This window comes from Joostella sp., assembly GCF_048266025.1.
Classification (GTDB): domain Bacteria; phylum Bacteroidota; class Bacteroidia; order Flavobacteriales; family Flavobacteriaceae; genus Galbibacter; species Galbibacter atrarenae.
The window spans coordinates 854,110-879,731 of record NZ_JBLXAF010000001.1; the positions used below are offsets into that span (position 1 = coordinate 854,110).

Here is a 25,622-nt window from a genome sequence, read left to right on the forward strand (position 1 = left end):
AATAACCAACAATGAAAAACCTATTATTTACAGTTGTTTTAATTTCCCTTTTTGGATGTAAAGAGAATAATTCAGAAAAAGAAACAGTTACATTATCAGAATCATCACAAAGTGAAGAAGTTGTAGCTCAAGATCAAGTATTAGTATTTACAAAAACTGCTGGATTTCGTCATAAATCTATTGAGACAGGAGTAGCTTTAATTGAAAAATTAGGAGCTGAAAATGATTTTGAAGTAACACATACAGAAGATTCATTACAGTTTAATCTTGATAATTTAAAGAAATATAAGATGGTGATGTTTCTTTCCACTACAGAAGATGTTTTGGGGGAGGAACAACAAGAAGCTTTTAAAAAATATATCCAAGGAGGAGGAAACTTTATGGGGATTCATGCTGCCACAGATACTGAATTTGAATGGCCTTGGTATGGAAAACTAGTAGGAGCTTATTTTGTAAATCACCCAAGTGGAACTAGAGATGCAGCTATCAATGTTATAGATAGAAATCATATTTCTACAAAAGGATTGCCAGCGGTATGGAATAGAAAAGACGAATGGTATAATTTTAAAAATATAAATCCTGAGATGAATGTGCTGATGAAGCTCGACGAGTCTTCTTATGAAGGAGGAACAAATGGAGACAACCATCCAATAGCATGGTATCATGAGTTTGATGGTGGACGTGCTTTTTACACTGGTGGCGGGCACTCAATCGAGTCGTTCTCTGAGCCGCTATTCGTGGAGCATATTTTAGGAGGGATTTTTTATTGCCTAGAAAGAGAGTAGCATTAGATTTCTTTATACTACTATTGAAAGGTTAACGTTCAAAATGAAAAAGATTAGTAATCAAAATAGTAATTTTGCTAAATAATTTATTAAAGAATAATTAATGAAGGGAGTTTTATTGGTGAATTTAGGTTCTCCAGATTCTACAGATCCTAAGGATGTAAAGCGATATTTAGGTGAGTTCTTAATGGACGAGCGCGTTATAGATATGCCATTATGGTTGCGTACTTTTATCGTAAAAGGTATCATATTAAATACACGACCTAAGAAATCGGCTGCAGCATACGAGAAAATTTGGTGGGAAGAAGGTTCTCCATTAATAGTACTTTCTGAACGTTTACAAGATAAAGTAGATGCACTTACCAGTGTGCCGGTTGCATTAGCTATGCGTTATGGAAATCCTTCTATAAAAAGCGGATTAGAAGCTTTAAAAAATGAAGGTGTAGATGAGGTTTTGTTAATTCCATTATATCCGCAATTTGCAATGGCAACTACAGAAACTATTTTGGTTTTAGCGGAGGAGATTCGTAAGAAACATTTCCCAGAAATGCAGTTTACAAATGTACCTGCCTTTTATAACCACCCAGATTATATTCGAGTTTTAGCGGAGTCTATTCAAGATGAATTAAAAGATAAAGATTGGGAGCATGTATTGTTTTCATATCATGGAGTTCCAGAAAGACATATCAAAAAATCGGACATCACGAAGTCACATTGTAAAATAGACGGACAATGTTGTAAAACTGCGTCTCCGGCTCATCAATTTTGTTACCGTCATCAATGTTATGAAACCACAAGGCAGGTAGCAGAATATTTAGATTTAAAAGAAGGTACATTTACAACTTCCTTTCAGTCGCGTTTAGGGATAGATCCTTGGTTAAAGCCATCTACGGATGCTACTATTAACAGTTTTCCTGAACAGGGAATTAAGAAATTAGCTGTTATTACTCCTGCTTTTGTTTCTGATTGCTTAGAAACATTAGAGGAGATAGGAATGGAAGCTCGCCATGAGTTTAAAGAAAATGGAGGAGAACAGTTTCATTTAGTTCCTTGCTTAAATGATGATGAGGCGTGGGTAAAAGTGCTAGCGAGATGGGTTGATGAATGGGCAAAAAGTCCTGTACTGAAATAAACATATGTCGAAAGCATCTTCTAAAGAATTAGGAACAGATCCTATTGGGAAGCTTCTGGTAAAACAAGCAGTTCCTGCATCTATCGGAATTTTAGTAATGTCGCTGAATATTCTGGTAGATACTATTTTTGTGGGGAATTGGATTGGTTCTATAGCAATCGCCGCAATAAATGTGGTATTGCCTGTTTCCTTTTTTATTGCCGCTTTAGGGATGGCAATAGGGATAGGAGGATCTTCGATTATCTCAAGAGCTTTAGGTGCCGAAAACAGACCAAAAGCTTTAAAAGTTTTTGGGAATCAAATAACGCTTACATTATTACTAACCTCCATTTTTGTAATTGGAGGTTTGTATTTTATAGACACTATTATTCCTAGTTTTGGAGGGAAAGGGGAGATTTTTGAGCCTGCAAAAATCTATTATAAAATAGTATTGTATGGAGTCCCTTTTCTGGCACTTTCTATGCTTGGTAATAATGTAATTAGAGCAGAAGGGAAACCCAAGTTTGCAATGGTAGCAATGATTATCCCTTCCCTTGGGAATCTAATTTTCGATTACCTTTTTATCAATGTTTTGGACTATGGGATGGAAGGTGCTGCATGGGCAACATCTGGGTCTTATATCTGTTGTTTTGTTTATATTGTTTGGTTTTTCTTATCTAAAAACTCCGAGTTGAAGATTAATTTTTCTCACTTCGGTTTAAATAAAAGTATTGTCAGTGAAATAGCTTCTTTAGGAGGGGTTACTTTGGCTAGACAAGCGGTGGTTAGTGTTACTTATTTATTTCTGAATAATATTTTGTTCGATCTTGGAGGAGCGTCATCGGTTACGGTTTATGCTATCATTGGGCGAATGTTAATGTTTGCATTGTTTCCTGTATTAGGAATTACCCAAGGTTTCTTACCGATTGCAGGTTATAATTATGGAGCAAAGAAATACCAACGTGTTCGAGAATCTATTAATACTGCTATCAAGTATGCTATGATTTTGGGTTTCATGATCTTTATATTAATCATGATTTTCCCAGAAGAGATTGCTAGTATTTTTACAAAAGATGGTGATGAAGCCCTCTCAAAAGCTCCAGGTGCCATGCGTTGGGTTTTTGCGGCAACACCAATTGTAGTAATTCAATTAATAGGCTCTGCTTACTTTCAAGCGATAGGGAATGCAATACCAGCATTATTATTAACTTTAACACGACAGGGGTTTTTCTTTATTCCACTGATATTAATCCTTCCTAAATTTTATGGTGAATTGGGGGTTTGGATTTCATTTCCTATTGCAGATGTGTTATCAACCATTGTAACAGGGTATTTTTTAAACAGAGAAATAAAAGCGACTATAAAGAAGCCCGAAATAGCGAAAGTATAAGGGTATATTTAAATAAGATCTAAAATGGAATACTATAATTTTATAAAGGCATTACATCTAATCTTTGTAATCACTTGGTTTGCGGGGTTGTTTTATATACCGCGTTTGTTTGTATATCAAATTGAAGCTTCTGCTAAGCCTTCACCAGAAAAAGAAATTCTAGGGAAACAGTTAGGGTTAATGGCAAAGCGATTATGGTATATTATTACATGGCCATCGGCAATATTGGCTACTATTTTTGCAGTTTGGTTGCTAGTTTTATCTCCAGCTTGGTTACAGCAAGGTTGGATGCATGTAAAATTATTGTTTGTATTCTTACTTATTCTATATCATTTAAAAACGCATAAAATCTTCAAGCAATTACAAAATGGGGAGGTAAATTATACCTCCAAATTTATGCGTATTTGGAATGAAGGAGCTACAATCATTTTATTCTCTGTAGTCTTTTTGGTAATTCTTAAAGATAGCGTTAATTGGATTTATGGCTTGGTAGGAATCTTTGCCCTTGGAATCTTATTAATGCTAGGAATTAAACTTTATAAACGAATTCAAGATAAAAACCCTGACGCTTAGTTGTTTTCTTCTTCTGTAGTGATAGCTTCTATTTGATTCTCTTTAGCATCTTCTTCCACATCATCAATATGGATTAAAGCTTGTAGCATTAAATCGCTATCTTTTAATATCTGCTGATGTGCATTCTCGCCATATAATTGATCGGCTAGGGTGGCTTTTATGTATAGCTTTAGATTCTCTCTGTATGGGTTAAGGTCTATATTCAATCCATTATCATCAGCATAATACATAAATTCATCTACCATTTCTTCATCAATAACAACAGTATTAATAAAGTCGTCTTCAGAGATGTTTTTATACTTATTTCTGTGAGTATCTAAGTATTCAAAAGTATAAAAAGACATAAATCCAGAATCGAGCATTGTATTTACCCAAGCTTCCTCTTGCGTCCCTTCTATAGGAACAAAAACATCAGGAATAATTCCTCCGCCGCCATAAACAATCTTACCTTTTGGAGTTTTAAAAACTAAAGAATCGGCTACTTTTATGCTGTCTGCAGAGCGTAACTCTCCATTTTCAAACCTTTTATAAAACTGTTGGTAGTAATCTTTAGTTCCATTTTCATAAGAACGCTGTATAGATCTTCCGGTTGGAGTGTAGTAACGAGAAACGGTAAGTCTTACTGAAGACCCATCTCCAAGGCTCATTTCACGTTGTACAAGTCCTTTTCCAAACGATCTCCTTCCAACTATTGTTCCGCGATCATTATCTTGAATTGCTCCTGCTACAATTTCGCTGGCAGAAGCAGACTTTTCATTAATTAAGATATAGATTTCACCATCTTCAAAGTCTCCTTTTCTAGAAGCGAATGCCTTTTGAATAGCACCACTTTTATTTTTGGTGAAAAGTATCAGTTTGTCGTCTTCCAAAAATTCATCAGCAATTTCTTCAGCAATACTTAGATATCCTCCAGGGTTGTTTCTTAAATCTAAAGCCAATTTGGTGATTCCTTTTTCCTGAAGTTCATCTAAAGCACTTTTAAATTCACGATAAGTACTTTCAGCAAAACGATTTACTTTTATATATCCAAAGTCGTCCTCTATCATATAATAAGCATCCACACTTTTAAGAGGTACTTCTGCTCTTTTAATATTAAATGAAAGGATTTTATCTTCTGAAGGTCTGTAAACGGTAAGCTTTACATTTGTTTTATTATCTCCTTTTAAGGTGTTTACCACCTGCTCACTGCTAATATTCTTACCGTATAAAGTATCATTATCAGCCATAAGAATTCTATCTCCAGCAAGTATTCCAGCCTTTATGCTTGGACCTCCGGCAACGGGTCTTATAACGGCAAGGCTATCTTTATACATATAAAAGTTAACTCCAATCCCTACAAAATCACCCTTCATTGTTTCTGCAACCTTTGCAACTTGCTCTTTTGGAATGTATACAGAGTGTGGATCTAATTTATCTAAGATATTATTTACGGTAACGTCTACAATGCTATCGGTATTTACATCGTCTACATATTCGTAATCTATATAATCTATGAGCCTATTAAGTTTGTCTTTTTTAGAATTAGTAGAGAAAAGTAATTCCGGACTGTCATTAAAATTTAATTTTCCACCAATAAAAATACCAACAGCAAGAACTGAGGCAATAATTATAGGCCATAAATAATTTTTATTTTTGAGCATTTATTGTTCTTCTAAATTTTCAAGATGTAGCAATTCTACGCCTGCTTTTTGTAAAAACTCCAATCCTTCGCAATCTTTATAAGCACGACTGTAAACAACTCTTGTGATTCCTGCTTGGTGCACTAATTTGCTACACTCTTTACAGGGGGATAAGGTAATGTATAAGGTAGCGCCTTTACAGGATTGAGTAGAAGAAGCCACTTTTAAAATAGCATTTGCTTCAGCATGTAAAACATACCATTTTGTAAAATGCTCTTCATTTTCACATTCATTTTCAAATCCTGTTGGAGTACCATTATACCCATCAGAGATAATCATTCTATCTTTTACAATAATAGCACCTACTTGTTTTCTTTTGCAATGAGATAATTTACCCCATTCTTGTGCCATTCTTAAATATGCCCTATCGTATCTTGCTTGCTTTTTTCCAGCCATAATATTATTGGAGTACAATGCCTTTTAGATACCTCCAAAAGGTATTTTTATTTGAAACAATTACCATAACCGATTCCTTAATTTGATTCAGAAAACTGATAATTGAGTAAAAAAATAAACCCTTATGTACTATTTAAGGGTGTTATATTATAAAAACGAAGATAACGGCTTTACTGCGTAATTACAACATGCAAGAAGTTAATTTTAATCTAATTAAATACGCATGAGCTCTTTAGCATTGGGATTACAAATCCTACAACAATAGAGGAGATGACCATTACCCAATCTCGTTTGTTAAATCTAAATACCGATTGGCAGATAAATCCTAAAATTAAAAAAATAAGGACTACAATAATCTGTGAGGCTTCTATTCCTAATGCAAATTCTAGTAACGGGAGTATCTTGTTGGAAGAACTGGCTACTACCTGCTTAAAGTATGTTGAGAATCCTAATCCGTGAATCAGTCCGAAAAATAAAGTAGTAAAAAATGTTAAACCGAATGTTTCTTTTTTCGCTCCCTTTCCAGCGGTGAAAATATTAAATACAGCAGTCACAAAAATAGTTACAGGAATTAAGCATTCTATAATACTCGAACTTATAGACACTACGCCATAGGTAGCTAGAATTAGCGATAGCGTATGTCCAACTGTAAACATGGTTACTAGCCACAGTATTTTTTTCCAGTTAGAAAAAGTATAAGGCACTGTTAGCGCTATAAAAAATAGGATATGATCGTATGCATTAATATCTAATACATGCTCAAGTCCCAACTTAAAGTAGAACCAAAATTGATCCATTGCGATTGGTTTAAGGGTTTTTTCAAATTTACAACTATTTTAAAAAGAGGAATCCTTTTTATAAAATCCTTACCTAATTTAAATGATAAAATTCAGCAATTATAAGATCAAATTATTGCTTTTCAGCTAAATAAGTTAATTTATTTAAAATTAGTCTAAATTAATTTTGAAGTTTATATTCGATAAAATATATTTGACTTTTCAAACAAACAGGCTATTACTAAGTATTTACGCTAAAATAGCACAAGATTTTATGATTCAACTAGCAAACATATGACCAAAAAGAAGAAGAAATACGGAATTAGGAAGTTTATAAACGATATTCACCTATGGTTAGGAATAGGAAGTGGGATCATATTATTTTTAGTTTGTTTGAGTGGAACTTTTCTGACATTTGAGCATGAGATAAAAGATATTTTTACTGAAAAAATGGTTGTTACTCCTAGCGGAGAGGCAAAATCTGTTTCAGAACTTACTGCTTTGATAAATGAAAGTGTAGAAGGAGAACTTACTCGTGTTACGTTGCCTGCTGAAGCAAATCAACCTTATGAGTTTACGGTAAAAACTAACCCGAAAGATCGAAGAGGGAGTGCTTTTTATGTGAATCCATATACCGCAGAAATTCTAAAAGCGCCAAAATCGAGTGCAGATGGGTTTATGATGTTTATGTTTCGTATGCATCGTTGGATTATGTTAGAAGTTCCTGTGGGAAGACCTATTGTTGGTATTGCTACTATTATATTTTTAATTCTTTCCGTTTCTGGTATTGTACTTTGGTTCCCTAAAAAGGTGAAATGGAAGAATATGAAGAGCGGTTTTAAAATTAAAACCAATGCTAACTGGAAACGTGTTAATCACGATTTACATAATACATTAGGTTTCTATGCTTGTATTTTTATTGTCATTATGGGACTTACAGGGCTTTGCTGGTCTTTTGAAGGTTATAGAGACGGACTTAGCGCTGTAATAGGAACTAAGGTTTTTGGAAACCGTGGCGGAGGTCCTGCTATAGAAGTAAAAGCACAAGATTCTAAAACAATTACTTTAGAGGAAGCTGTAGCTATTACCAATAAGGAGTTTGATTTTGAAGGAGATACTAGAGTTTCTTTTCCAAGTAAAAAGAATAAATTTTATAGCATTAGTAAATACAATAAAAGCTCATTTTCTCCTGTAACAGCAGATGCTTTAACACTAGATATTTACGGGAATGTACTTAAAAAAGAATACTTTAACGACAAGCCTCTTAATGTTAGAATTGCAAGTCTTATAAAACCAATTCATACAGGACAGATTTTTGGTTTGTTCTCACAGATACTATACTTTTTGGCTTGTTTAATTGCTACTAGTCTGCCAATAACAGGAACACTTATTTGGCTTAATAAAATGAAGAAAAAGAAAAAATAAACCACTTATATACAGTACCAGCCAGTGTATGGCATTTAATTGAAAGTGAAAAAGCGTGAGGAATTTCCTCACGCTTTTTGTATATATAAGGTTTGTTTTTGAAGTTGAATAAACACCAATCACCTCTATTAGAAATACAAAGAGGGTATAATGTATCTTTGCTGAAAATATTTTCAAAATGGATAAACCAACACGAATATTAAATGCTGCCTTAAATGTTATAATAGAAGAGGGTTTGGAGCGTACTCCAATATCTAAAATTGCAGATAAGGCTGAAGTAGGAATAGGAACCATTTATAAGTATTTTAAAAACAAAGATGATATTATAAACGGAATTTATGTGAGGATTAAAGAGGAGGAGGCCGAAATGATATTTGTTAATAATGGTCATAACCCATCCGTAAAGGAAACGTTTTATGATTATTATGGTAGGATGATCGATTACTTCTTGCAGCACCCTATGAAGTTTAATTTTATTAGTCAATATGCTTTCTCTCCAATTGTAAATTCTGACACTCAGAAAAAGGCAATGTCAAGGTTCCATTATTTCGATGCGCTCTATGAAAAAGGACATGCAGAAGGCTTGTTTAAAGAAATAGAAGCATCGCATCTTACTTTTTTTGTTTTTACATCCATTGCATATTGGTTAAAAGCAGCTAAAGAAATGAAGATTATTATCGATGATAAATACAAAAATGTATTGCTTCAAATGGCGTGGGATTCTATAAAAAAATAATTATTTTTTATTTAACAATTACTGAATGAATATTCAGTCCTATAAGGGTAGTTTTGTTTAAAATATAAACAAACAGATAGTTATGGGTAAGATTGAATTAAATAACAAAGTAGTTGTTGTTGCTGGTGGAGCTAAAAATCTTGGCGGATTAATAAGTCGAGAAATGGCAAAGGAGGGAGCGAAAATAGTCGTTCATTATCATAGTAATAAATCAAAATCTGATGCTGAAAATACTGTTAAAGATATAGTAGATAATGGGGGAGAGGCTTTTAGTATTCAAAGTGACCTAACAAAGGTTGAAAATGTAAAGCAGCTTTTTAAAGCGGCAAAAGATAAGTATGGTGGGGTAGATGTAGCTGTAAATACAGCGGGAATGGTATTAAAGAAACCATTTGTAGATACTACCGAAAGCGAATATGATACCATGTTCGATGTAAATTCCAAAGCAGCTTATTTCTTTATTCAAGAGGCAGGAAAAAGCGTTGAAGACAACGGTAAGATTATCACAATTCTAACATCATTATTAGGAGCATATACAGGCTTGTACTCTACTTATGCTGGAGCAAAAGCACCAGTGGAGCACTTTACAAGAGCAGCTTCCAAAGAGTTTGGAGGGCGTGGAATCTCTGTATCGGCAGTAGCACCTGGACCAATGGATACTCCTTTTTTCTACGGACAAGAAGGCGAAGATGCTGTAGCATATCATAAGTCTGCATCTGCACTGGGAGGATTAACACAGATAGAAGACATCGTTCCTATAGTTACATTTTTAGCTACTGATGGGTGGTGGATTACCGGACAAACCATTTTGGCAAACGGTGGTTATACAACAAAATAGTCATTAATATATTTTTAATTTATTAAAGGGGCAGCGATTTAATCCTGCCTCTTTTTGCGTTATAGTAATTATTAAGGAGTGTGATGCTTTATACCGATAAATACAAAAGGCTTTAAGCTTTAGGCATTATGCTGGAAAATTAGCAGTAAGGGAATAGATATTAGCAGTTTCACTAATTAGTAAATTAAAGCTAGAATGTATCTCGATACGTTCCAAATAGCTACTGATACATGGTTTGACGTATCCAGATACGTCTTTAATCTATATTTATACGTAGCATAACGTATCCCGATACGTTCCGAACCTCAAACTATACGTAGTACTACCTCTCCTGATACGTTCAGGACGTATAATTATACGTGGTATAACGTATCTAGATAGGTCCCATACCCCTCCGTATCCGTTGCTATACGTATCCAAATACATTCGGAAGCCCTATAAATAGGTGTATTGACGTGTTCGGAGGTGTTTTTCACCCCTACAGATGGGTTTTATACGTATGGAAGGGGGTCTAGAACGTATATTTTGGGGTTGTTTGGTGCTTTTATGGGGAGAAATATCTAAAAATGGTGACATACTCAGGGTGATTGTGATGAAAATATGCATAGAGAAACTGGACAAGTGTTTTTGTAGGATGTTGGGCTTTTAATCTTTTCCATACTTTCTAAATGCAGAAATAGTTTGATAAACTCCATAACTTACAAACACTCTAGATAGCCATATTACTAAACTAACATTCCAAAGTTTATTCAATTCACTATATTTCTCTAGTTGCAATTTTGGAAATGAACTTATGAACGATATGTAATCTTTATAATGTTCATTGATATTAATTGGCACTCCTAAATTATTTAAGTATAGGAGAAAGAATAAAAAAGCAACAATTAAAGTAAATAATACTCCACGAAACCAACTTTGTCCATTATTATTAGAAACCCAGTTTAACAGTAGCAGGATTGAATCAAAACTTATTCTCTTCGTTTTGTTTAGTTTCCTAAGTTCAAGTGATTTATACTTATTCATTGGGTCAATATCTCCATTAGATTTTGCAATTTGCTTTAACTGATTATAGACATTCTTTAAGTTTTGATTGTTTTTTGACTTATTCTTTATTCCATATCCAATTTTTGGATTAGAGCTAAATGAACGGATTTTTTTAGGATATATACTTATTTCTATTCCTTTTAGATTACTATTAGCAATTATAAGTTCATTAAACATGTTCAAATCCTCATTTAGTAGATTAAAATTACCCATGATTGAGTCTTGGATTACAAGATAAATGCCTGAATGTATATTAGTAAAAGAGATATTTCCTTTATTGTGAAATTGATTAATATATAAAGTATGTAAATCAATATTTTTAAAATAAATATTACCAAAATTAAAATCTGATATTGTTATATCAGCAAATATGTTTTCAATAATAATATTGCCCAGATTTGAACCAGTTAAACTAATTATTTTTGCATGCGAATATTGTAGGTTGTTGTCATTACTATTATGATTGTTAATATTAAGTATTTGCTTGAAATTATTATTTGAAAGGTTAAGAGAATTAATTTTTAAAACTGAAACTCTTACATCTTTTTCAAAATATGAGGAATGTATTGTTAAGTTTTTGATAGAAATATCTTTTTCTAAATTATCTAAGTAGTTAAACCCATTGAACATTACTAATCCGTGAAAACTACTTCTGTAGAGATTTATATATTTAAATTTCCCTTCATTAAAATCAATTCTACTTTTAAAAATCGCAGACTCAAAAAATAAATATTCATTTTTAATTTTTTTGTCAAAGCTAATACTGTTATTAAAAGTACCATAGAAGTATATAGATTCATATTCTCCACCTTTAAAAATGATATTTGAAAAATTAGAATGAGATTTGATCTCTAATTCTTTTAATTTATTCCCAACCAAAAATTCTATTTTTGAATTTCTTTCAGAATATTCACTATTCACATGTATTAACCTCAATCTTTCAATTTTAGAAGTTACTACTTGAAAATTTTGATAGCTGCCACTTATTTCTAATTTTCCTCCAATCAAACTTCGAAAAATAGCATATGAGCTACAAATATTAGATTTGAAACTCGAATCTTCCATAAGTTTACAGTTAGAAAATCCAAAGGTAAAAAATGAAGATTTTGATATGCTTAAGACGTTTTCAAATGTACATTCTATGAAACTTACCTCTCTTGCATTAATATTTTCAAATGAAGCTATTCCTTTAAATATACAATTGATAAATGATATATCATTATCAGTTTCAAAATCAATTTCAAAAATATTCTTTTCAAAAGTTTGATTCTTGAAAGCTTGTTTTTCACTTAATAAATTTGTGTATTTTGGTTTACTCATTAAACTATTAATGATTTATGAAAGTTTCTTTGCCTTTTGTTTGCAACGGTTGCCTGTAATCGTAAGTTATGAGTTAAAGTAGTAAATATTTTAAGATTAAACACTAGTCTTAGCAATTTCGAGTGAATTAGGACGTAGCCGAATCCACCTTAATCGAGGTTATACATTGTCAGGTATATGTATTTTTTCTATAATCTTATCGTATTGTTTAACAAGTTTTAATTTATACTTTTCATTTAAAAAACAAATTTGACAAGTTCCAAAAGTTATTATAGGAAGAGCTAGCTGATTTAATTTCAACAAAGTCATTTCAACATTACTATTTTTAAATACCAATATTCCAAAAGAAATAGTAGATAAGACAAATAATCCCCCCCATAAAGACATTCTTTTTTTATAGTCTCTTATTACCTTTTTGCTCCCTATCAGTGAAGGCGATTCAAATTCTGTAATATGTTTAGATATTTTTCTAAAATCCCTCCAACTTATTTCATTTTCAAGTTTTTTGTAATGAAGAATTAATTTTTCATTTTTTTTGGTATACGTAAGTCCTGTTGCATTGCTAAAATTTATTTTTTGAATTTCATTATCTAAGAATTCATCTAGATTCTTAGACCTCTGGTTAGATACTTCTTTAGATTTCAGAAGTTTTTCAAGTAATTTTTCATTATTAGGAAGAAGAAAAGATAATTTTTCTTTATTCATTATAATTAGAATAACTAATAATATAAAAAAGAGTGTTGGGAAATTTATTAAGTATTCAAAGTATTTCATTAGTTTTTCTTTTTCAACTTGTGTCTAACCATCATAACAAACGCAATTGCGTTTATTTTTCATAAATATAGTCATTCAAATAATAAACCGTTTACGGTAATCCACATTAAGAAGAATTAAAGTTTTTTAAGCATAAAGCATAAAGCATAAAGCATACGGCATAAAGCTTAAGGCCTTAGGCTTTATGCAATAGGCCAAAACCTACATCCCGCGTTCCTTCTGGATCTGTTCGTAGGCGCGTTGTACTTCTTTAAACTTTTCTTCGGCTCCTTTTTTAATAGCCTCATCGTTGGTACGGACTTTATCGGGGTGGTATTTTTTTACCATTTGTCGGTATGCAGCTTTTACATCGGCATTACTTGCCTCTTTCCTTACCTCAAGAATTTTATAAGCATTATCGGCAGACTCAATAAACATAGCCATAATACTTTCAAAATCTCTGTAATGCACTTTTAGGTATCCTGCAATTTCTCGGATCTTTAAAGTCTCCGATTCTGTAACAGCACCATCTGCTTTTGCTATTCCGAAGAGAAAATGTAGCAATTGTACACGTACTTCATAACGGGTACGCTGGTTTAAATAGGTGCAAATCCGCTCTGTAGAAATCTCTCTCTTTTTAATAACTTCATTAAAAGTTCTAAAAATAGCATTTGCCTTTTCTTTACCATAAGTAGACACAAAATAGGCACGTACATATTGGAGCTCGTTATCGTTTACCTTTCCATCTGCTTTAATAACAATAGAACATAGCGAGAGTAAATTAAGTTCGAAATCTGCAGGAGATACTTCTCTGCGGTCATTAAAAACGGTATCTACACTAATTCCGCCTCTTCTAAAGCTATCAATTACATTTCCTACTATAAAACCAATAATAGCCCCTGGGAACCTTAAAAAAAAGTATCCGGCAAAGGCAAGAATCCATTTAAACATAGTTTATTTTTTTCCCAATAGGGGTTGTTTATAACGCAGTGCGTTTAAAAAAGTTTATTTATCTGTTTGTATACTTTTTGGGTTTTATATCCGCACAAGTATTTAAAATAGAGTTCAAATATAAGTTTAATTTGTTTTTGAGTAAAGGAGATGCGCTTCATTGTTTATATTTAAAAGGAATCTTATTATTTTAGAGGATTGCTTTTTAATGAGATAGTCTAAAAAGTGTATGTTTTTCTTTACCTTTGCGACTTAGTATTATAACTGAAATAAAAACCTTAAAATATAGCGATATGTATCCAGCAGAATTAGTAAAGCCAATGAAAGAAGACCTTGTTGTTGCAGGTTTTCAAGAGTTACATACAATTGAAGATGTAGATGCTGCCATGAAAAAAGGAGGAACTACTCTTGTAGTAGTAAACTCTGTTTGTGGTTGTGCAGCTGCAAATGCAAGACCAGGAGCTAAAATGAGCTTAAAAAATGCAAAGACACCAGATAATTTATTTACTGTTTTTGCAGGTTTCGATAAAGAGGCTACAGATAAAGCAAGAGAGTATATGCTTCCATTTCCTCCATCTTCACCATGTATGGCGTTGTTTAAAGATGGTGAATTAGTGCATATGTTAGAAAGACACCATATTGAAGGTCGTCCTGCAGAGATTATAGCAGACAATCTTACAGAAGCTTATAACGAGAATTGCTAAGAATTAATAATTGTTTGATGCAATTTAAGAGTAAAAAGACCACGTTTATACGTGGTTTTTTTATTTTTGCTGAAGACTATTAAATCATAATTTTGGAAGAACGAATATTATTTATTTGTACTGGAAATTATTACCGAAGTAGATTTGCAGAAATACTATTTGATCACTTAGTAGAAAAGGAAGGCTTGCCGTATAATTCATATTCTAAGGGATTGCGATTATCAAAACGGAATAAAGGACCGCTTTCTGTGTATACAACAGCGTATTTAAAAGATCATAATATAGATTCTTCTTATTTACTTAGAATGCCGATTCCAGTGTCTAGGCAAGACTTTGATTATTATGATCGTATCATTGCAATGGATGAAAAGGAGCATCGCCAATTGATGAAACAGTTTTTTCCGGAGCAAGAAAATAATATAGAATACTGGTCTTTTGCAGATGATTATATTGAGGATCCTAAACTTGTATTACCAAAACTAGAAACCAAGGTTCGTGATTTTGTAAACCAATTAAAAAAATAATTTATTTCTATAACTTAAGATGAGAAAGATTCTTGCATACCCACTTACGGTAATATATTTACTCGTTTTCGGACTTTTCTTAGTGATTTTTCACCCTATTCAATGGATTTGCTTTAATGTATTTGGGTATCAAGCCCATAAAAAGAGTGTGGATGCGCTCAACTTCTTTTTAACATACTCTCTTTTATTATTGGGAGATAATGTAATCTTTAGAAATCCTCATAAAATAGCTACAGATAGACCTTGTATTATCGTTGCGAATCATCAAAGTATGTATGATATCTCTCCGATTATTTGGCATATGCGTAAACACCACCCTAAGTTTATTAGTAAAAAAGAATTAGGAAAGGGGATTCCAAGTATTTCATATAATTTGAGACATGGAGGTTCTGCTTTAATAGATAGAAAAGATAGAGAGCAGGCTTTAAAAGCAATTATAAATCTTGCTAATTATGCTAAAGATAATAACCGATCGGTAGTTATTTTTCCTGAAGGTACTCGTAGTAGAGACGGAAAACCAAAGCCTTTTCAAACGGGAGGATTAAAGATTCTACTTAAGAAAATGCCAGATGCGCAAGTAGTTCCTATCTCTATTAATAACTCGTGGAAAACACTACGCTATGGTAAATTTCCAATGGGAATCGGTTCTAATATTACTTTTGATGTGCATGAGCCATTGGGAGCTAGAGATCTTCCTGCTGAAGAACTGATTGCCAAAATTGAAACTACCATAAGTAGCAGCATAAAATACTAAGTATGAATAATCCAGCTATTATTGAGCAGACTATTGCTTTTGTAAAGGAAACGCTAACAGATGCTGAAGGCGGTCACGATTGGTTTCATATCCAACGGGTTTTTAAGAATTCTCTTTTAATAGCCAAAGATGAGCCTAAATCGGATCCTCTGGTGGTAGCATTGGGAGCTTTATTGCATGATATTGCCGATGCTAAGTTTTATGACGGCGATGAAACTGTAGGCCCTAAAATGGCACAGGCTTTTTTGGAAAGTATAGATGTAGAGTCTTCCGTTATAGAGCATGTTGTAAATATTATTGAAAACATCTCTTTTAAAGGAGGTAATTTTAATCAGAAGTTTAAATCTTTAGAGCTCGATATTGTTCAAGATGCCGACCGATTAGATGCTATTGGTGCCATTGGTATCGCTAGATGCTTTAATTATGGAGGTTTTAAAAACAGAAAGTTATGCGATCCTGAGATTGCTCCTAAAATGAATATGACTAAGGAGGAATATAAAAAAAGCAATTCTCCAACGATTAATCATTTTTATGAAAAACTTTTATTGCTGAAGGATAAAATGAATACCAAATCTGGAAAGGCAATTGCCAAAAAGAGACACGCATACATGGAGACTTTCTTAAAACAATTTCATGATGAAATCAACGGAATCGTTTAAATACTTTACAGTAAAAGGCAAGCTTTCTGATGCCTTAATAACATCGATCTTAGATATTAATAGCGCTGTTTTTGGAGCGTATCAATTGGAAGCTTTTGTTGAAAAAGTAACTGCTGCCAATAATTTATTTTGTGCTTTTGCTGAAAATGAAGGTGTTCTTATTGGTTTTAAAATAGGATATGAGCTCTCGGATGGTGTTTTCTATAGTTGGGTTGGCGGAGTAAGAGAATCATACCGCCAAATGGGAATTGCTAAGAAACTACAAGAAATGCAAGAAGAATATCTTGTTGCACATAACTATAAGATACTCCGTACAAAGTCTACAAATAACTTTAAACCCATGGTGATCTTTAACCTTAAGAATGGTTTTGATATTGTAGGTGTTGAGAATAGCGAACACGGTTTAAAAATTATGTTCGAAAAGGAATTGCCTTAGTTCAATTCCTTTAAAAACTCATGTAAGTTCTCTTCTGTCTCCAGATTTAGCTTTTTCCGTAGTCTATATCGCAATGTTTCTACTCCTCTAATAGAAATATTTAATAATGGAGAAATCTCTTTATTAGTAAGATCCATTTTTATAAATGCACATAAACGCAAGTCTTTTTTAGATAACTTCGGATTTATTTTATTTAGCTTTTCAAAAAACTGATGGTGTACATTTTCAAAATTTACATCAAAGACTTCCATGTATTCTTCTCCAATCTTATGTTGTTGTAGTTTTCGGAAGATGTCTGATATTTTATCTTTAGAAAGTTGTGTTTTTACAAGCTGTCTCAATTCTTTTAAATCTCCTTGGAGCTCTTGTACAATGTCCTTTTTATTGACCAATTGCATGGTATAATTGGCAAGTTCTTTACTCTTCGTAATAACGTCTTTTTCTAATATCTTTTTATCTTCTTCAACTTTTTCTTTATCGTGCTTTAATTTTAAACGCTCTATTTCTAGTTCGAGGAGCTTCTTTGCTTTTAAATTTTCAGCTTGAATCTTGCTATTCTCTTTTTCTAAGCTTCTCCTAATTAGCAAGTATCCAATCCATAAAGAAAAAAGGAAGATTAAGATTAATAACACCTTGAATAATGTTGTTTGATACCATTTTGGAGTTACTGTAAATGTGTAAGAGGCAATGTTTCCTTTTCCTCCTTTTAAATCTCTACTTCTTACATTAAAAGTATAATCTCCTGGTTGCAGATGTGAATATTCTTTAAAGTTTGTCTCCGTCCATTCAGACCAGCCTAAATTAAGCCCTTCGAGTTGGTATTGGAACTCTATTTCGCTTCCTGAGATTAAATTTGGAGTTGCAAAATCTATTCTCAGTACATCGGTGTCGTTTGGAAGTTTATGAGAGCTCTCTTCTTTTATGGGGACCAAGGTTTTGTTCTGACCTTGAAACATAGTAACTTTTGTGATGTTCGTTCCTACATTTTTATCCTTGTTTGCGTTGAGGTTAAATAGGTATACTCCATCTGTAGTTCCTATTAAGACTCTGTTTTCTGGTAATGGAAGGATGCTTTCCATCCCGCGGTTTAGTTGTCCTTTTGCTTTTAAAAATGGACGTGTATTTAGTTTGTGTAAAGAATCGCTTTCAGTAAAAAAAGTAATCTCATCATCTTGAACAGCCCATGTAGTATCCCTCTTTTGAAGAATTTTACGTGTGTTTTTTGAAGCATCAAAAATGGAATTTAGTTCCTCGTAAGGTTCAAAAGTATTATTGCTATTATTGTATTCAAAGATTCCAGTGTTACTGGTAAAAACTATATCTCCATCCCATCGGAAAACATTAATATTAAACGGAGATTCAAAGCCATTGGTGTCTGTATAATGGTCTATCGAGTACACGTGGTTGTAGGCATTGTTGATTTTAATTTTAAAAACTCCCTTGTAACCATGGCAGATCCAGTAAGTATTCGCTTGATCTGCAGCAATAATATCTCTCGTAGACTCTTCAAAACCAATAATTTTATTTACTAGTTTAAAGCTGTCACCTTCTTTTTTTATTAATTGTAATCCGGTGTAACCACAGGCTAGTAATTCGTCTTCTTTATTAGGGATTACTATAGTTTTCCATGTTCCAGAAGTGGTAATTCTTTCTGCCTTATCGTCTATTATATGGTACAATCCTTTATGATGGCCTATTAATAGTTGCCCTTTGTATTCATCGAATGTCCATGCTTGCCCTTGAAGATCTTCTATTAATTTAAATGATACCTTTTTAGGGTTTTCTGCTTCAAAAGTGGATATATATACGCCTTTATTTGTGGCTACATAGAGTTTATTGTTGAATAATTTAAGGTCATAGATTTTAGAAGACTCAAAGAATTTAAATGAAGAAGTGTCATAATTTATAAAATCTAGTCCATTGTATTGCATTACCCAAAGACCATTCTCAGTAGTCATAAAATTTAATACCGAGGGATTCTGAATCTCATTAAATGCTTCTGGGTGCAAGGTAAGTTTACCGTTAGCATCAAGCATTTTTATTCGAGAACCTAATGTTCCAATTAAATAGTTATCGCCTTTTTTTATGGTGCTAACTACAAGGTCTTTTTGCAGGTCAGGGAATATATCTTCCCATAAAGTAAGTTTCTTAGTTTTTAAATTTCCTTTATATATTCTTCCATTTTCTAAGATTATTAAGAGCTCATTAATGTTGTTTGTAGGGAGGATTCCTTTTACTGAAACATTTTTTAAGTCTTCGTTTTCTAATACTAAAGAGAGTTCATTTTTATTTGGGGCAAAGCTTAATATTCCAACGGTCATATCTTGCACATAGTAAGTATTATTCACTATAGAGGCGTGCATGAAATCTGTTGTGGAAGGAATAATGGTTTTTCTATTTTCACTCATCACGATGAGTTCTTTATAGAACCTAAAGATAATATTGTTGTCTATTTCGTGTGCTTGTTCTAAATTTTCTAACTCTTGTCCTTCTAATCTAAGCTTTTTTATGAGGGAAGAGTAGTGGTAATTTCCTAAACTATCTCTTGATAATGTTCCGAATTCATTAAACCCTCCCGCATATATGGTACCGTCTGTAGTAGTAAGTAATGAGCGTACGGAAGAGCTGTTTGGAAGCTTTATTTTTTGCCAATCTTCACCGTTGTAAATGAGTATTCCGTCATTGTTTCCGAAGTAAAGTACCCCATCATTACCTATACAAGAGGACCAAAATTCGGTATCACCTTTAAAGTCGTTTCTATAGTAGTGGATAACTTCCGGCTGTGTCGAGATTTCATTAAACATTTCTGAAAAATTCGACTGTGAATGCGCCTCATACGCAAAAATGGATAGTAATAAATGAAAATATAGTAGGCTTAACTTCATCTTAACATTAAATAAACGCCAAAATAACGCTAATAATTTTTAAAATGCCAACGAAAAGTTAAAAAATGTTCTTTTTTAAATACTTATAAATCAATTAAATATTCTATTTGACGTAGTAAATGAGTAGCTGTTTTTCTACTTGACGTAATTAAAGTGTATGGCTATGTTTATGCAGTAGATTGTTAAATTCTAATTTAGAACCACTAGAATTTATGTCGAAATCGTTTTCGCCTACGGCTAATTTATCAATATGATAATTATAGTCTTAAAAAATGCGATTTTGACAACAAGCAAACTAACTCATTTAATTCTAACTATTTATGAAGATTAACAAGTATTTATGGTTGTTCTTTATGTTTACAGTAACCTTAGCGGTTGCCCAAACGAAAGAAATAACTGGAACTGTATCAGAAGAAGGTGGAGTCCCTCTACCTGGAGCTAACGTAATTGTAGAAAATTCATCTAAGGTTACTATTACAGATTTTGATGGAAATTATACTATTGAAGCTCAAGAAGGAGATGTATTGAAATTCTCTTACATCGGATTTACTCCTAAAACGGTAACTGTTGGTGCTGAGGCAACAATTAATGTGTCTTTATCTACAGATACTCAAGCACTAGATGAAGTTGTAGTAGTTGGGTATGGTACACAAAAGAAAAGTGTGGTTACTGGAGCAATATCAAGTGTAAAGTCGGAAGATTTAGAAGATTTACCAATTACAAGAGTAGAACAATCTCTACAAGGTAGAACTTCAGGTTTAACTATTGCTGCCAATTCTGGTCAGCCAGGATCTGCTTCTACAGTTCGTGTTCGTGGAATAACGACTTTTGGAAATAACGATCCGTTATGGGTTGTAGATGGTGTTGTTGTAGATGCAGGTGGTATAGGTTACTTAAACCAATCTGACATTGAGTCTATTGAGGTTTTAAAAGATGCTGCTTCACAAGCAATTTATGGTGCTCGTGCTGCAACTGGGGTAATTTTAATTACTACTAAGAAAGGTAAATCAGGGAAATTATCTGTTAATTATAACGGTTATACTGGTTTTTCAGGTCCAGCAAGAGAACTTGATTTATTAAATGCTGAAGAGTATGCAACTTTAATGAATGAATCTTCTGTTAACGGAGGAGGAAGTATTTTATATCCAGATCCTTCAGCTTTAGGAGAAGGAACAGATTGGCAAGATGTTATATTTAATAACAGTGCTAAGCGTATCGGTCAAGAAGTAAGCTTGAGTGGAGGTAATGATGTATCTACTTTTTATGCTTCTTTTGGATTGTTAGAGCAAGAAGGGATTGTAATGCCTGAAATCTCTCAGTATAACAGAAAAAATATCCGCTTAAATTCTTCTCATAAAATAACTAAGGCCATTACATTTGGTCAAACAGTTGGTTATTCTCATGAGAAAAATATTGGTATCGGAAATACAAATAGTGAGTTTGGAGGGCCTTTAAGTTCTGCAATAAACTTAGATCCTTTAACTCCAGTTGTAGAAACAGATCCAAATGTAATTAATAGAACTCCATATACAAATGAAGGGGTGATGAGAAATAGTGAGGGGTATCCATACGGAATATCATCTCTTGTTGGTCAAGAAATGACAAACCCGCTAGCTTATCAGCAGACAAGAATAGGAAACTATGGTTGGTCTGATAATTTTGTTGGGAATGCATATATTCAAGTAGAGTTTTTACCAGGATTAAAGTTTAAAAGTACTTTAGGTGGTAAGTTGGCTTATTGGGGTGGTTATAGTTATACTCCAGTTTCTTACCTTAATGCTTCTAATATTAATGCACAAAACAATGTTTCGAAAAACAGCAATAGAGGTTTTGGATGGAATATTGAAAATACATTAATGTATGATAAGAAGTTTGGAAAACATAATTTAAGCGTTCTTTTAGGTCAAGGTACTTATGTAGATAATGATACTAATGGATCTGGAGTTACTTATTATGATATTCCTGCAGATAATTTTTATGATTCTTCTTTTAATTTTGATGTTCCTACAGATCAAATCGATGCTTATGGATATGAAAATCCAGAGCACAGAGTGACATCATTATTCTCAAGAGTAAATTATGATTACGATGAGAAATATATTTTCACAGGAATTATAAGAAGAGATGGTTCTTCAAGATTTGGATCAAATAACAAATATGGTATTTTCCCTTCTTTCTCTTTAGGATGGGTGCTTACAAAAGAAGATTTTTGGAATCCTAGTGAAGTAATCAATCAGTTGAAAATCCGTGGAGGTTATGGTGTAACTGGTAGTGATGCTATTGGAGATTTTAGATATTTATCTACTGTTGGTGGTGGTAGAAATTATACCATCGGAACTTCAAGCTCTGTTACAATTGGTAACAGTCCGGATGCACCAGCAAATCCAGATTTAAAATGGGAAGAAACAAGTCAAACAAACATTGGTTTAGAGGCTCGTTTATTTAGTAATTTCAGCTTGGTTTTCGATATGTATGAGAAAACTACAAAAGGTATTTTACAGAGTGTGCCAATTCCAGGTTACGTAGGTGCGCCAGGATTGCCAGTTGGAAACGTTGCAGACATGCAAAACAGAGGTTTTGATATCGAATTAGGATATGATAGAACTTTTGGAGACTTTGGAATGTCTGTAAATGCAAACCTTTCTTATCTTGAAAATGAAGTTACAAACTTAGGTAATGGAATCGATTTCCTTTCAGGAGGAGAGACAGTTCAAGCAAGTACATACCCTATTACAAGAACTGCTGTTGGGGAAGCTTATAATTCTTTCTACGGATTTAAAACAAATGGAATTTTTCAAACACAAGCAGAAGTTGATGCTTATACAAACGCAGATGGTGATTTAATTCAGCCAAATGCAGTGCCTGGAGATTTCAGATGGACAGATACTAATGGAGATGGTACTATTACTGAAGACGATAGAGATTTCTTAGGAAGTTCAATTCCTAAATATACTTTTGGTTTTACAGTAAACTTAAATTATAAGAACTTCGACTTAATGGTATTTGCTCAAGGAGCTGCTGGAAACGAGATTTTCCAGGGGTTAAGACGTTTGGATATCCAGAATGCAAACTACCAAACTACAGCATTAAATCGTTGGGTAGGAGAAGGAAGCTCTAATAGTTATCCAAGGCTTACTACAAACGATACTAACAAAAACTTCAATAATCCATCAGATTTTTACTTAGAAGATGGTGATTATTTAAGATTTAAAACAATTCAATTCGGATACACATTCCCTTCTGATGTTATTAAAAACATAGGACTTCAAAGAGTTAGACTTTATGTAACAGGAGAGAACTTGTTCACATTTACAGAATACACAGGATATGATCCAGAAATTGGTGGTGGTGTATTTGGTATCGACCGTGGTTTCTACCCGCAAGCAAGAACTGGAATGTTAGGAATTAATGTTCAATTTTAAAATTTAGATTATGACATTTATCAATAGAAAACATAAAATATTAGCACTAGTATTGGTGGCTGCTTTGAGTTCTTGTTCTAAAGATTACTTAGAAGTAGATCCAAAAGGTACTGCTTTAGAAGAGAATTATTATTCTAACGAAACAGAGGCATATTCAGGTTTAGTTGCTGTTTATGATGTGCTCGGAAAGCAATCTAAAGGATTTGAAAACATGGTAACCATGATGAATGCAGGATCAGATGATCATTATGCAGGAGGTGGTGGTGCTACCGATGGAACTGGAATCCAATCTTTTTCTAACTATTCAATCGATGCATCTACTATTCCAGCAAGTTTTTGGAATGATTTTTATCAAGGTGTTTTTCGTGCGAACGTTTTATTACAAAAACTTCCAGATGTTCCAATGGATGAGAGTCTGAAAAAGAGATTTACTGCGGAAGCAAAAACGCTTAGAGCTTATTATTATTTTGAATTAGTAAGATTGTTTAGAAATGTTCCTTTATTAACGGAGCCTCTTGCTACTAGTGAAACTTATAACGTGGTTCAAGCAACTCCAGAAGAAGTATATGCTCAGATCGAAACAGATTTACAGGAAGCAATTTCAGATCTTCCAATGCAAATTACGGATCTTGAAAATGAAGCAGCTCGTTTTTCTGAGGGAACTGCAAAGGCTCTTTTAGGGAAAGTATATTTATACCAAGGTAAAAATGACCAAGCAGCAAATATATTAGCTGAAGTGAATGGTACTCCAGGGGGAAGTAATCCTTATGGATATAAATTACTTGATAACTACGCAGATCTATGGGTTATTAGTAATAAATTTAATTCAGAATCAATCCTTGAGGTAGCTCATACAGATAAAAGTAATGCCGACTGGGGTAACTGGGGTGCAGGAGACGATGAAGGAAACTCTGTTAATATTATGGTTGGCCCTAGAAACTACTCTAATTCTGGAGGTCCAGATTATGTTTCTGGATGGAGCTTTAATCCAATAACACAGAATCTATATGATGCTTTAAAGAATGACCCTAGATTTGATGCTACCATTGCAGATATTAAGGCATTAAAAGCACAAGGATTAGCAGATTACTCGCCAGGATATTTAGATACAGGATATTTCTTAAAGAAATTCATGCCTCTTAATTCAGATACTTCTACTGGTGGTGGTGCTTCAGCATTAAACTACAAGCAGAATGTATATGTAATCCGTTTAGCAGATACTTATTTAATGGAGGCCGAAGCATTAGGCGCTCAAGGAGCGAGAGCACAAGCTTTATTAGATGCAGTAAGGGCTAGAGTAGGATTGCCTTCTGTGCCAGTTTCTCAAAATGCAATTATGCTTGAAAGAAGATTGGAGCTTGCAGGAGAAGGACATAGATGGTTTGACCTAGTGAGAACAGGGCGTGCTTCAACTGTATTGGCAGATAGAGGTTTTACTGCTGGTAAAAATGAAATTTTCCCTATTCCTTTAAAAGAGATGGAAAACACGCTGATTGAACAAAATCCTAACTACTAAAAAGTAACGAAAATGGTATTTAATAATATATTTAATAGAAAGACACTTGTAGCGGCTATTGCTGTAAGTGCTATTATTTCCAGCTGCCAGCCTGAGGAAATTAATGAAGGTAACGGGCTTTCAGACCCAAATGTAGATGCTTCTTTTATGATTACAGAAATTGAAGGGGAGTCTAATGTGTTTTTGTTTGAAGCACAAACAGAGAATGTAATTTCTTCTAAATGGGATTTTGGAGCAGGATTACTTCCTGGTAAAATGACAGAAGAAGTATTTTTTCCAGATGCTGGAACTTATGAAATAGTTCACCAAGCTATTGGTAGAGGAGGTTTAACAGGAACTGTAACTCAAGAGCTTGTTGTAGAAACTTCAGACCCTGTTGCAGGGAATATAGTTTTGGGAGGAACGTTTGAAACTTCAGAAGATCACTCAAATTGGAATACTTTGAAAATAAGCGATTCTGGTTCAGAATGGGTCTTTAACGAAGGTAGTGCTACAATTTTTTCTACAGAACAATGGAGCCAAACAGGAATTTATCAGGCTATTGAGGTAGAGAAAGATAAAGAATATTCTATCGATATGTTAGTCTCTGGTGAAGCGAATGGCGATACTTGGTTAGAAGTATATGCTGGAACTTCAGTACCTGTAGAAGGACAAGCATACGAGGACACCAAGATTATGGGAATAAGTACTTGGGACGGATGCGGTACAGCAAAATTCTCTGGAAAACTCTCTAATGTTGGCTGTATAGAAAACACACAAACAAAAACAGTATCTAATAAAGTGACTTTTGCTGAAAGTGGAACTATCTATCTTCTAATAAGAAGTGGAGGTGGATCTATGAATCCTGCTGGAATTACAATCTCAAATGTAGAAATGAGAGGTTCATAATGATATAATTTAATGTTAGCGTTAAGGCCCGTGTTTATCACGGGCTTTTATTTAACT

General features: G+C 33.3%; 22 protein-coding genes. 15 read left to right on the forward strand and 7 right to left on the reverse strand.

What is annotated here, in order from left to right; genetic code table 11:
* Positions 1-11: 11 nt before the first annotated feature.
* From ACN0TY_RS03655 to ACN0TY_RS03670, 4 genes are all read left to right on the forward strand, one after another.
* The gene (locus tag ACN0TY_RS03655; RefSeq protein ID WP_236957691.1) at positions 12-785 is read left to right on the forward strand and encodes a ThuA domain-containing protein; all 774 of its coding nucleotides are present in this window, start codon (positions 12-14) and stop codon (positions 783-785) included.
* A gap of 103 nt (positions 786-888) precedes the next feature.
* A complete protein-coding gene (gene hemH, locus ACN0TY_RS03660; RefSeq protein WP_417443393.1) occupies positions 889-1,917 on the forward strand; it encodes a ferrochelatase in 1,029 nt (342 codons plus the stop codon).
* A gap of 4 nt (positions 1,918-1,921) precedes the next feature.
* The gene (locus ACN0TY_RS03665) at positions 1,922-3,286 is read left to right on the forward strand and encodes an MATE family efflux transporter (RefSeq protein ID WP_417443394.1); all 1,365 of its coding nucleotides are present in this window, start codon (positions 1,922-1,924) and stop codon (positions 3,284-3,286) included.
* 24 nt (positions 3,287-3,310) lie between these two features.
* The gene (locus tag ACN0TY_RS03670) at positions 3,311-3,859 is read left to right on the forward strand and encodes a CopD family protein (RefSeq protein ID WP_417443395.1); all 549 of its coding nucleotides are present in this window, start codon (positions 3,311-3,313) and stop codon (positions 3,857-3,859) included.
* Here the strand turns inward: ACN0TY_RS03670 and ACN0TY_RS03675 are convergent.
* From ACN0TY_RS03675 to ACN0TY_RS03685, 3 genes are all read right to left on the reverse strand, one after another.
* Positions 3,856-5,499: a S41 family peptidase gene (locus ACN0TY_RS03675; RefSeq protein WP_417443396.1), complete on the reverse strand. Its 1,644-nt coding sequence runs from the start codon at positions 5,497-5,499 to the stop codon at positions 3,856-3,858. The genes ACN0TY_RS03670 and ACN0TY_RS03675 overlap by 4 nt on opposite strands.
* Positions 5,500-5,934 carry a deoxycytidylate deaminase gene (locus tag ACN0TY_RS03680; protein ID WP_417443397.1) on the reverse strand — a complete coding sequence of 145 codons (435 nt, stop codon included), beginning with the start codon at positions 5,932-5,934 and terminating at the stop codon, positions 5,500-5,502. It lies immediately after the preceding gene.
* A gap of 209 nt (positions 5,935-6,143) precedes the next feature.
* Positions 6,144-6,731: a HupE/UreJ family protein gene (locus tag ACN0TY_RS03685; RefSeq protein WP_417443398.1), complete on the reverse strand. Its 588-nt coding sequence runs from the start codon at positions 6,729-6,731 to the stop codon at positions 6,144-6,146.
* Positions 6,732-7,004: 273 nt separating this feature from the next.
* Between ACN0TY_RS03685 and ACN0TY_RS03690 the strand changes: the two genes are divergently transcribed.
* The 3 genes from ACN0TY_RS03690 to ACN0TY_RS03700 all read left to right on the forward strand — a co-directional run bounded on the left by ACN0TY_RS03690 (position 7,005) and on the right by ACN0TY_RS03700 (position 9,709).
* Positions 7,005-8,135, forward strand: coding sequence for a PepSY-associated TM helix domain-containing protein (locus ACN0TY_RS03690; protein ID WP_417443399.1), 1,131 nt, complete (start codon positions 7,005-7,007; stop codon positions 8,133-8,135).
* A gap of 178 nt (positions 8,136-8,313) precedes the next feature.
* Positions 8,314-8,871 (forward strand): TetR/AcrR family transcriptional regulator, encoded by a 558-nt coding sequence (locus tag ACN0TY_RS03695; protein ID WP_417443400.1) that lies wholly within the window; start codon positions 8,314-8,316, stop codon positions 8,869-8,871.
* 82 nt (positions 8,872-8,953) lie between these two features.
* Entirely contained in the window at positions 8,954-9,709 is a 756-nt protein-coding gene (locus ACN0TY_RS03700; protein ID WP_417443401.1) for an SDR family oxidoreductase, read from the forward strand.
* Between the two features lie 645 nt (positions 9,710-10,354).
* Here ACN0TY_RS03700 and ACN0TY_RS03705 read toward each other — a convergent pair.
* The 3 genes from ACN0TY_RS03705 to ACN0TY_RS03715 form a co-directional block, all read right to left on the reverse strand.
* A complete protein-coding gene (locus ACN0TY_RS03705) occupies positions 10,355-12,073 on the reverse strand; it encodes a hypothetical protein (protein WP_417443402.1) in 1,719 nt (572 codons plus the stop codon).
* A 159-nt stretch (positions 12,074-12,232) separates the two neighbouring features.
* A complete protein-coding gene (locus ACN0TY_RS03710) occupies positions 12,233-12,847 on the reverse strand; it encodes a hypothetical protein (protein WP_417443403.1) in 615 nt (204 codons plus the stop codon).
* A 201-nt stretch (positions 12,848-13,048) separates the two neighbouring features.
* Positions 13,049-13,777 (reverse strand): TerB family tellurite resistance protein, encoded by a 729-nt coding sequence (locus ACN0TY_RS03715; RefSeq protein WP_236957704.1) that lies wholly within the window; start codon positions 13,775-13,777, stop codon positions 13,049-13,051.
* Positions 13,778-14,070: 293 nt separating this feature from the next.
* On the opposite strand from ACN0TY_RS03715, the gene ACN0TY_RS03720 reads away from it, so the two are divergent.
* The 5 genes from ACN0TY_RS03720 (at position 14,071) to ACN0TY_RS03740 (ending at position 16,854) form a co-directional block, all read left to right on the forward strand.
* Complete coding sequence (locus tag ACN0TY_RS03720; protein WP_236957705.1) at positions 14,071-14,481, forward strand: BrxA/BrxB family bacilliredoxin; 411 nt, start codon at positions 14,071-14,073, stop codon at positions 14,479-14,481.
* A 92-nt stretch (positions 14,482-14,573) separates the two neighbouring features.
* Positions 14,574-15,005 carry a low molecular weight phosphatase family protein gene (locus ACN0TY_RS03725; protein ID WP_417443404.1) on the forward strand — a complete coding sequence of 144 codons (432 nt, stop codon included), beginning with the start codon at positions 14,574-14,576 and terminating at the stop codon, positions 15,003-15,005.
* Between the two features lie 19 nt (positions 15,006-15,024).
* Positions 15,025-15,759, forward strand: a complete 735-nt coding sequence (locus ACN0TY_RS03730) for a lysophospholipid acyltransferase family protein (protein ID WP_417443405.1) — start codon at positions 15,025-15,027, stop codon at positions 15,757-15,759.
* A gap of 2 nt (positions 15,760-15,761) precedes the next feature.
* On the forward strand, positions 15,762-16,418 hold the full coding sequence (locus ACN0TY_RS03735; protein WP_417443406.1) for an HD domain-containing protein: 657 nt from the start codon (positions 15,762-15,764) through the stop codon (positions 16,416-16,418).
* On the forward strand, positions 16,393-16,854 hold the full coding sequence (locus ACN0TY_RS03740) for a GNAT family N-acetyltransferase (protein WP_417443407.1): 462 nt from the start codon (positions 16,393-16,395) through the stop codon (positions 16,852-16,854). Before ACN0TY_RS03735 ends, ACN0TY_RS03740 begins: the two co-directional genes overlap by 26 nt.
* On the opposite strand, the gene ACN0TY_RS03745 is transcribed toward ACN0TY_RS03740, so the two are convergent.
* Positions 16,851-19,739: a triple tyrosine motif-containing protein gene (locus ACN0TY_RS03745; protein ID WP_417443408.1), complete on the reverse strand. Its 2,889-nt coding sequence runs from the start codon at positions 19,737-19,739 to the stop codon at positions 16,851-16,853. The two genes, ACN0TY_RS03740 and ACN0TY_RS03745, sit on opposite strands and share 4 nt — an antisense overlap.
* Positions 19,740-20,059: 320 nt before the next feature.
* Here ACN0TY_RS03745 and ACN0TY_RS03750 point away from each other — a divergent pair, with 320 nt between their 5' ends.
* From ACN0TY_RS03750 to ACN0TY_RS03760, 3 genes are read left to right on the forward strand one after another with little or no spacing between them, the layout of a single operon-like run.
* Positions 20,060-23,161 carry a SusC/RagA family TonB-linked outer membrane protein gene (locus ACN0TY_RS03750; RefSeq protein WP_236957711.1) on the forward strand — a complete coding sequence of 1,034 codons (3,102 nt, stop codon included), beginning with the start codon at positions 20,060-20,062 and terminating at the stop codon, positions 23,159-23,161.
* Positions 23,162-23,171: 10 nt separating this feature from the next.
* Positions 23,172-24,677: a RagB/SusD family nutrient uptake outer membrane protein gene (locus tag ACN0TY_RS03755; protein ID WP_236957712.1), complete on the forward strand. Its 1,506-nt coding sequence runs from the start codon at positions 23,172-23,174 to the stop codon at positions 24,675-24,677.
* Positions 24,678-24,689: 12 nt separating this feature from the next.
* Positions 24,690-25,565 (forward strand): hypothetical protein, encoded by an 876-nt coding sequence (locus ACN0TY_RS03760; RefSeq protein ID WP_417443409.1) that lies wholly within the window; start codon positions 24,690-24,692, stop codon positions 25,563-25,565.
* The last annotated feature ends 57 nt before the right edge of the window (positions 25,566-25,622 follow it).

Bases quoted from the DNA above. Each gene is read 5' to 3' on its own strand.
- ACN0TY_RS03655 (WP_236957691.1), top strand. From the start codon at position 12: ATGAAAAACCTATTATTTACAGTTGTTTTAATTTCCCTTTTTGGATGT.
- hemH (WP_417443393.1), top strand. From the start codon at position 889: ATGAAGGGAGTTTTATTGGTGAATTTAGGTTCTCCAGATTCTACAGAT.
- ACN0TY_RS03665 (WP_417443394.1), top strand. From the start codon at position 1,922: ATGTCGAAAGCATCTTCTAAAGAATTAGGAACAGATCCTATTGGGAAG.
- ACN0TY_RS03670 (WP_417443395.1), top strand. From the start codon at position 3,311: ATGGAATACTATAATTTTATAAAGGCATTACATCTAATCTTTGTAATC.
- ACN0TY_RS03675 (WP_417443396.1), bottom strand. From the start codon at position 5,499: ATGCTCAAAAATAAAAATTATTTATGGCCTATAATTATTGCCTCAGTT.
- ACN0TY_RS03680 (WP_417443397.1), bottom strand. From the start codon at position 5,934: ATGGCTGGAAAAAAGCAAGCAAGATACGATAGGGCATATTTAAGAATG.
- ACN0TY_RS03685 (WP_417443398.1), bottom strand. From the start codon at position 6,731: ATGGATCAATTTTGGTTCTACTTTAAGTTGGGACTTGAGCATGTATTA.
- ACN0TY_RS03690 (WP_417443399.1), top strand. From the start codon at position 7,005: ATGACCAAAAAGAAGAAGAAATACGGAATTAGGAAGTTTATAAACGAT.
- ACN0TY_RS03695 (WP_417443400.1), top strand. From the start codon at position 8,314: ATGGATAAACCAACACGAATATTAAATGCTGCCTTAAATGTTATAATA.
- ACN0TY_RS03700 (WP_417443401.1), top strand. From the start codon at position 8,954: ATGGGTAAGATTGAATTAAATAACAAAGTAGTTGTTGTTGCTGGTGGA.
- ACN0TY_RS03705 (WP_417443402.1), bottom strand. From the start codon at position 12,073: ATGAGTAAACCAAAATACACAAATTTATTAAGTGAAAAACAAGCTTTC.
- ACN0TY_RS03710 (WP_417443403.1), bottom strand. From the start codon at position 12,847: ATGAAATACTTTGAATACTTAATAAATTTCCCAACACTCTTTTTTATA.
- ACN0TY_RS03715 (WP_236957704.1), bottom strand. From the start codon at position 13,777: ATGTTTAAATGGATTCTTGCCTTTGCCGGATACTTTTTTTTAAGGTTC.
- ACN0TY_RS03720 (WP_236957705.1), top strand. From the start codon at position 14,071: ATGTATCCAGCAGAATTAGTAAAGCCAATGAAAGAAGACCTTGTTGTT.
- ACN0TY_RS03730 (WP_417443405.1), top strand. From the start codon at position 15,025: ATGAGAAAGATTCTTGCATACCCACTTACGGTAATATATTTACTCGTT.
- ACN0TY_RS03735 (WP_417443406.1), top strand. From the start codon at position 15,762: ATGAATAATCCAGCTATTATTGAGCAGACTATTGCTTTTGTAAAGGAA.
- ACN0TY_RS03740 (WP_417443407.1), top strand. From the start codon at position 16,393: ATGATGAAATCAACGGAATCGTTTAAATACTTTACAGTAAAAGGCAAG.
- ACN0TY_RS03745 (WP_417443408.1), bottom strand. From the start codon at position 19,739: ATGAAGTTAAGCCTACTATATTTTCATTTATTACTATCCATTTTTGCG.
- ACN0TY_RS03750 (WP_236957711.1), top strand. From the start codon at position 20,060: ATGAAGATTAACAAGTATTTATGGTTGTTCTTTATGTTTACAGTAACC.
- ACN0TY_RS03755 (WP_236957712.1), top strand. From the start codon at position 23,172: ATGACATTTATCAATAGAAAACATAAAATATTAGCACTAGTATTGGTG.
- ACN0TY_RS03760 (WP_417443409.1), top strand. From the start codon at position 24,690: ATGGTATTTAATAATATATTTAATAGAAAGACACTTGTAGCGGCTATT.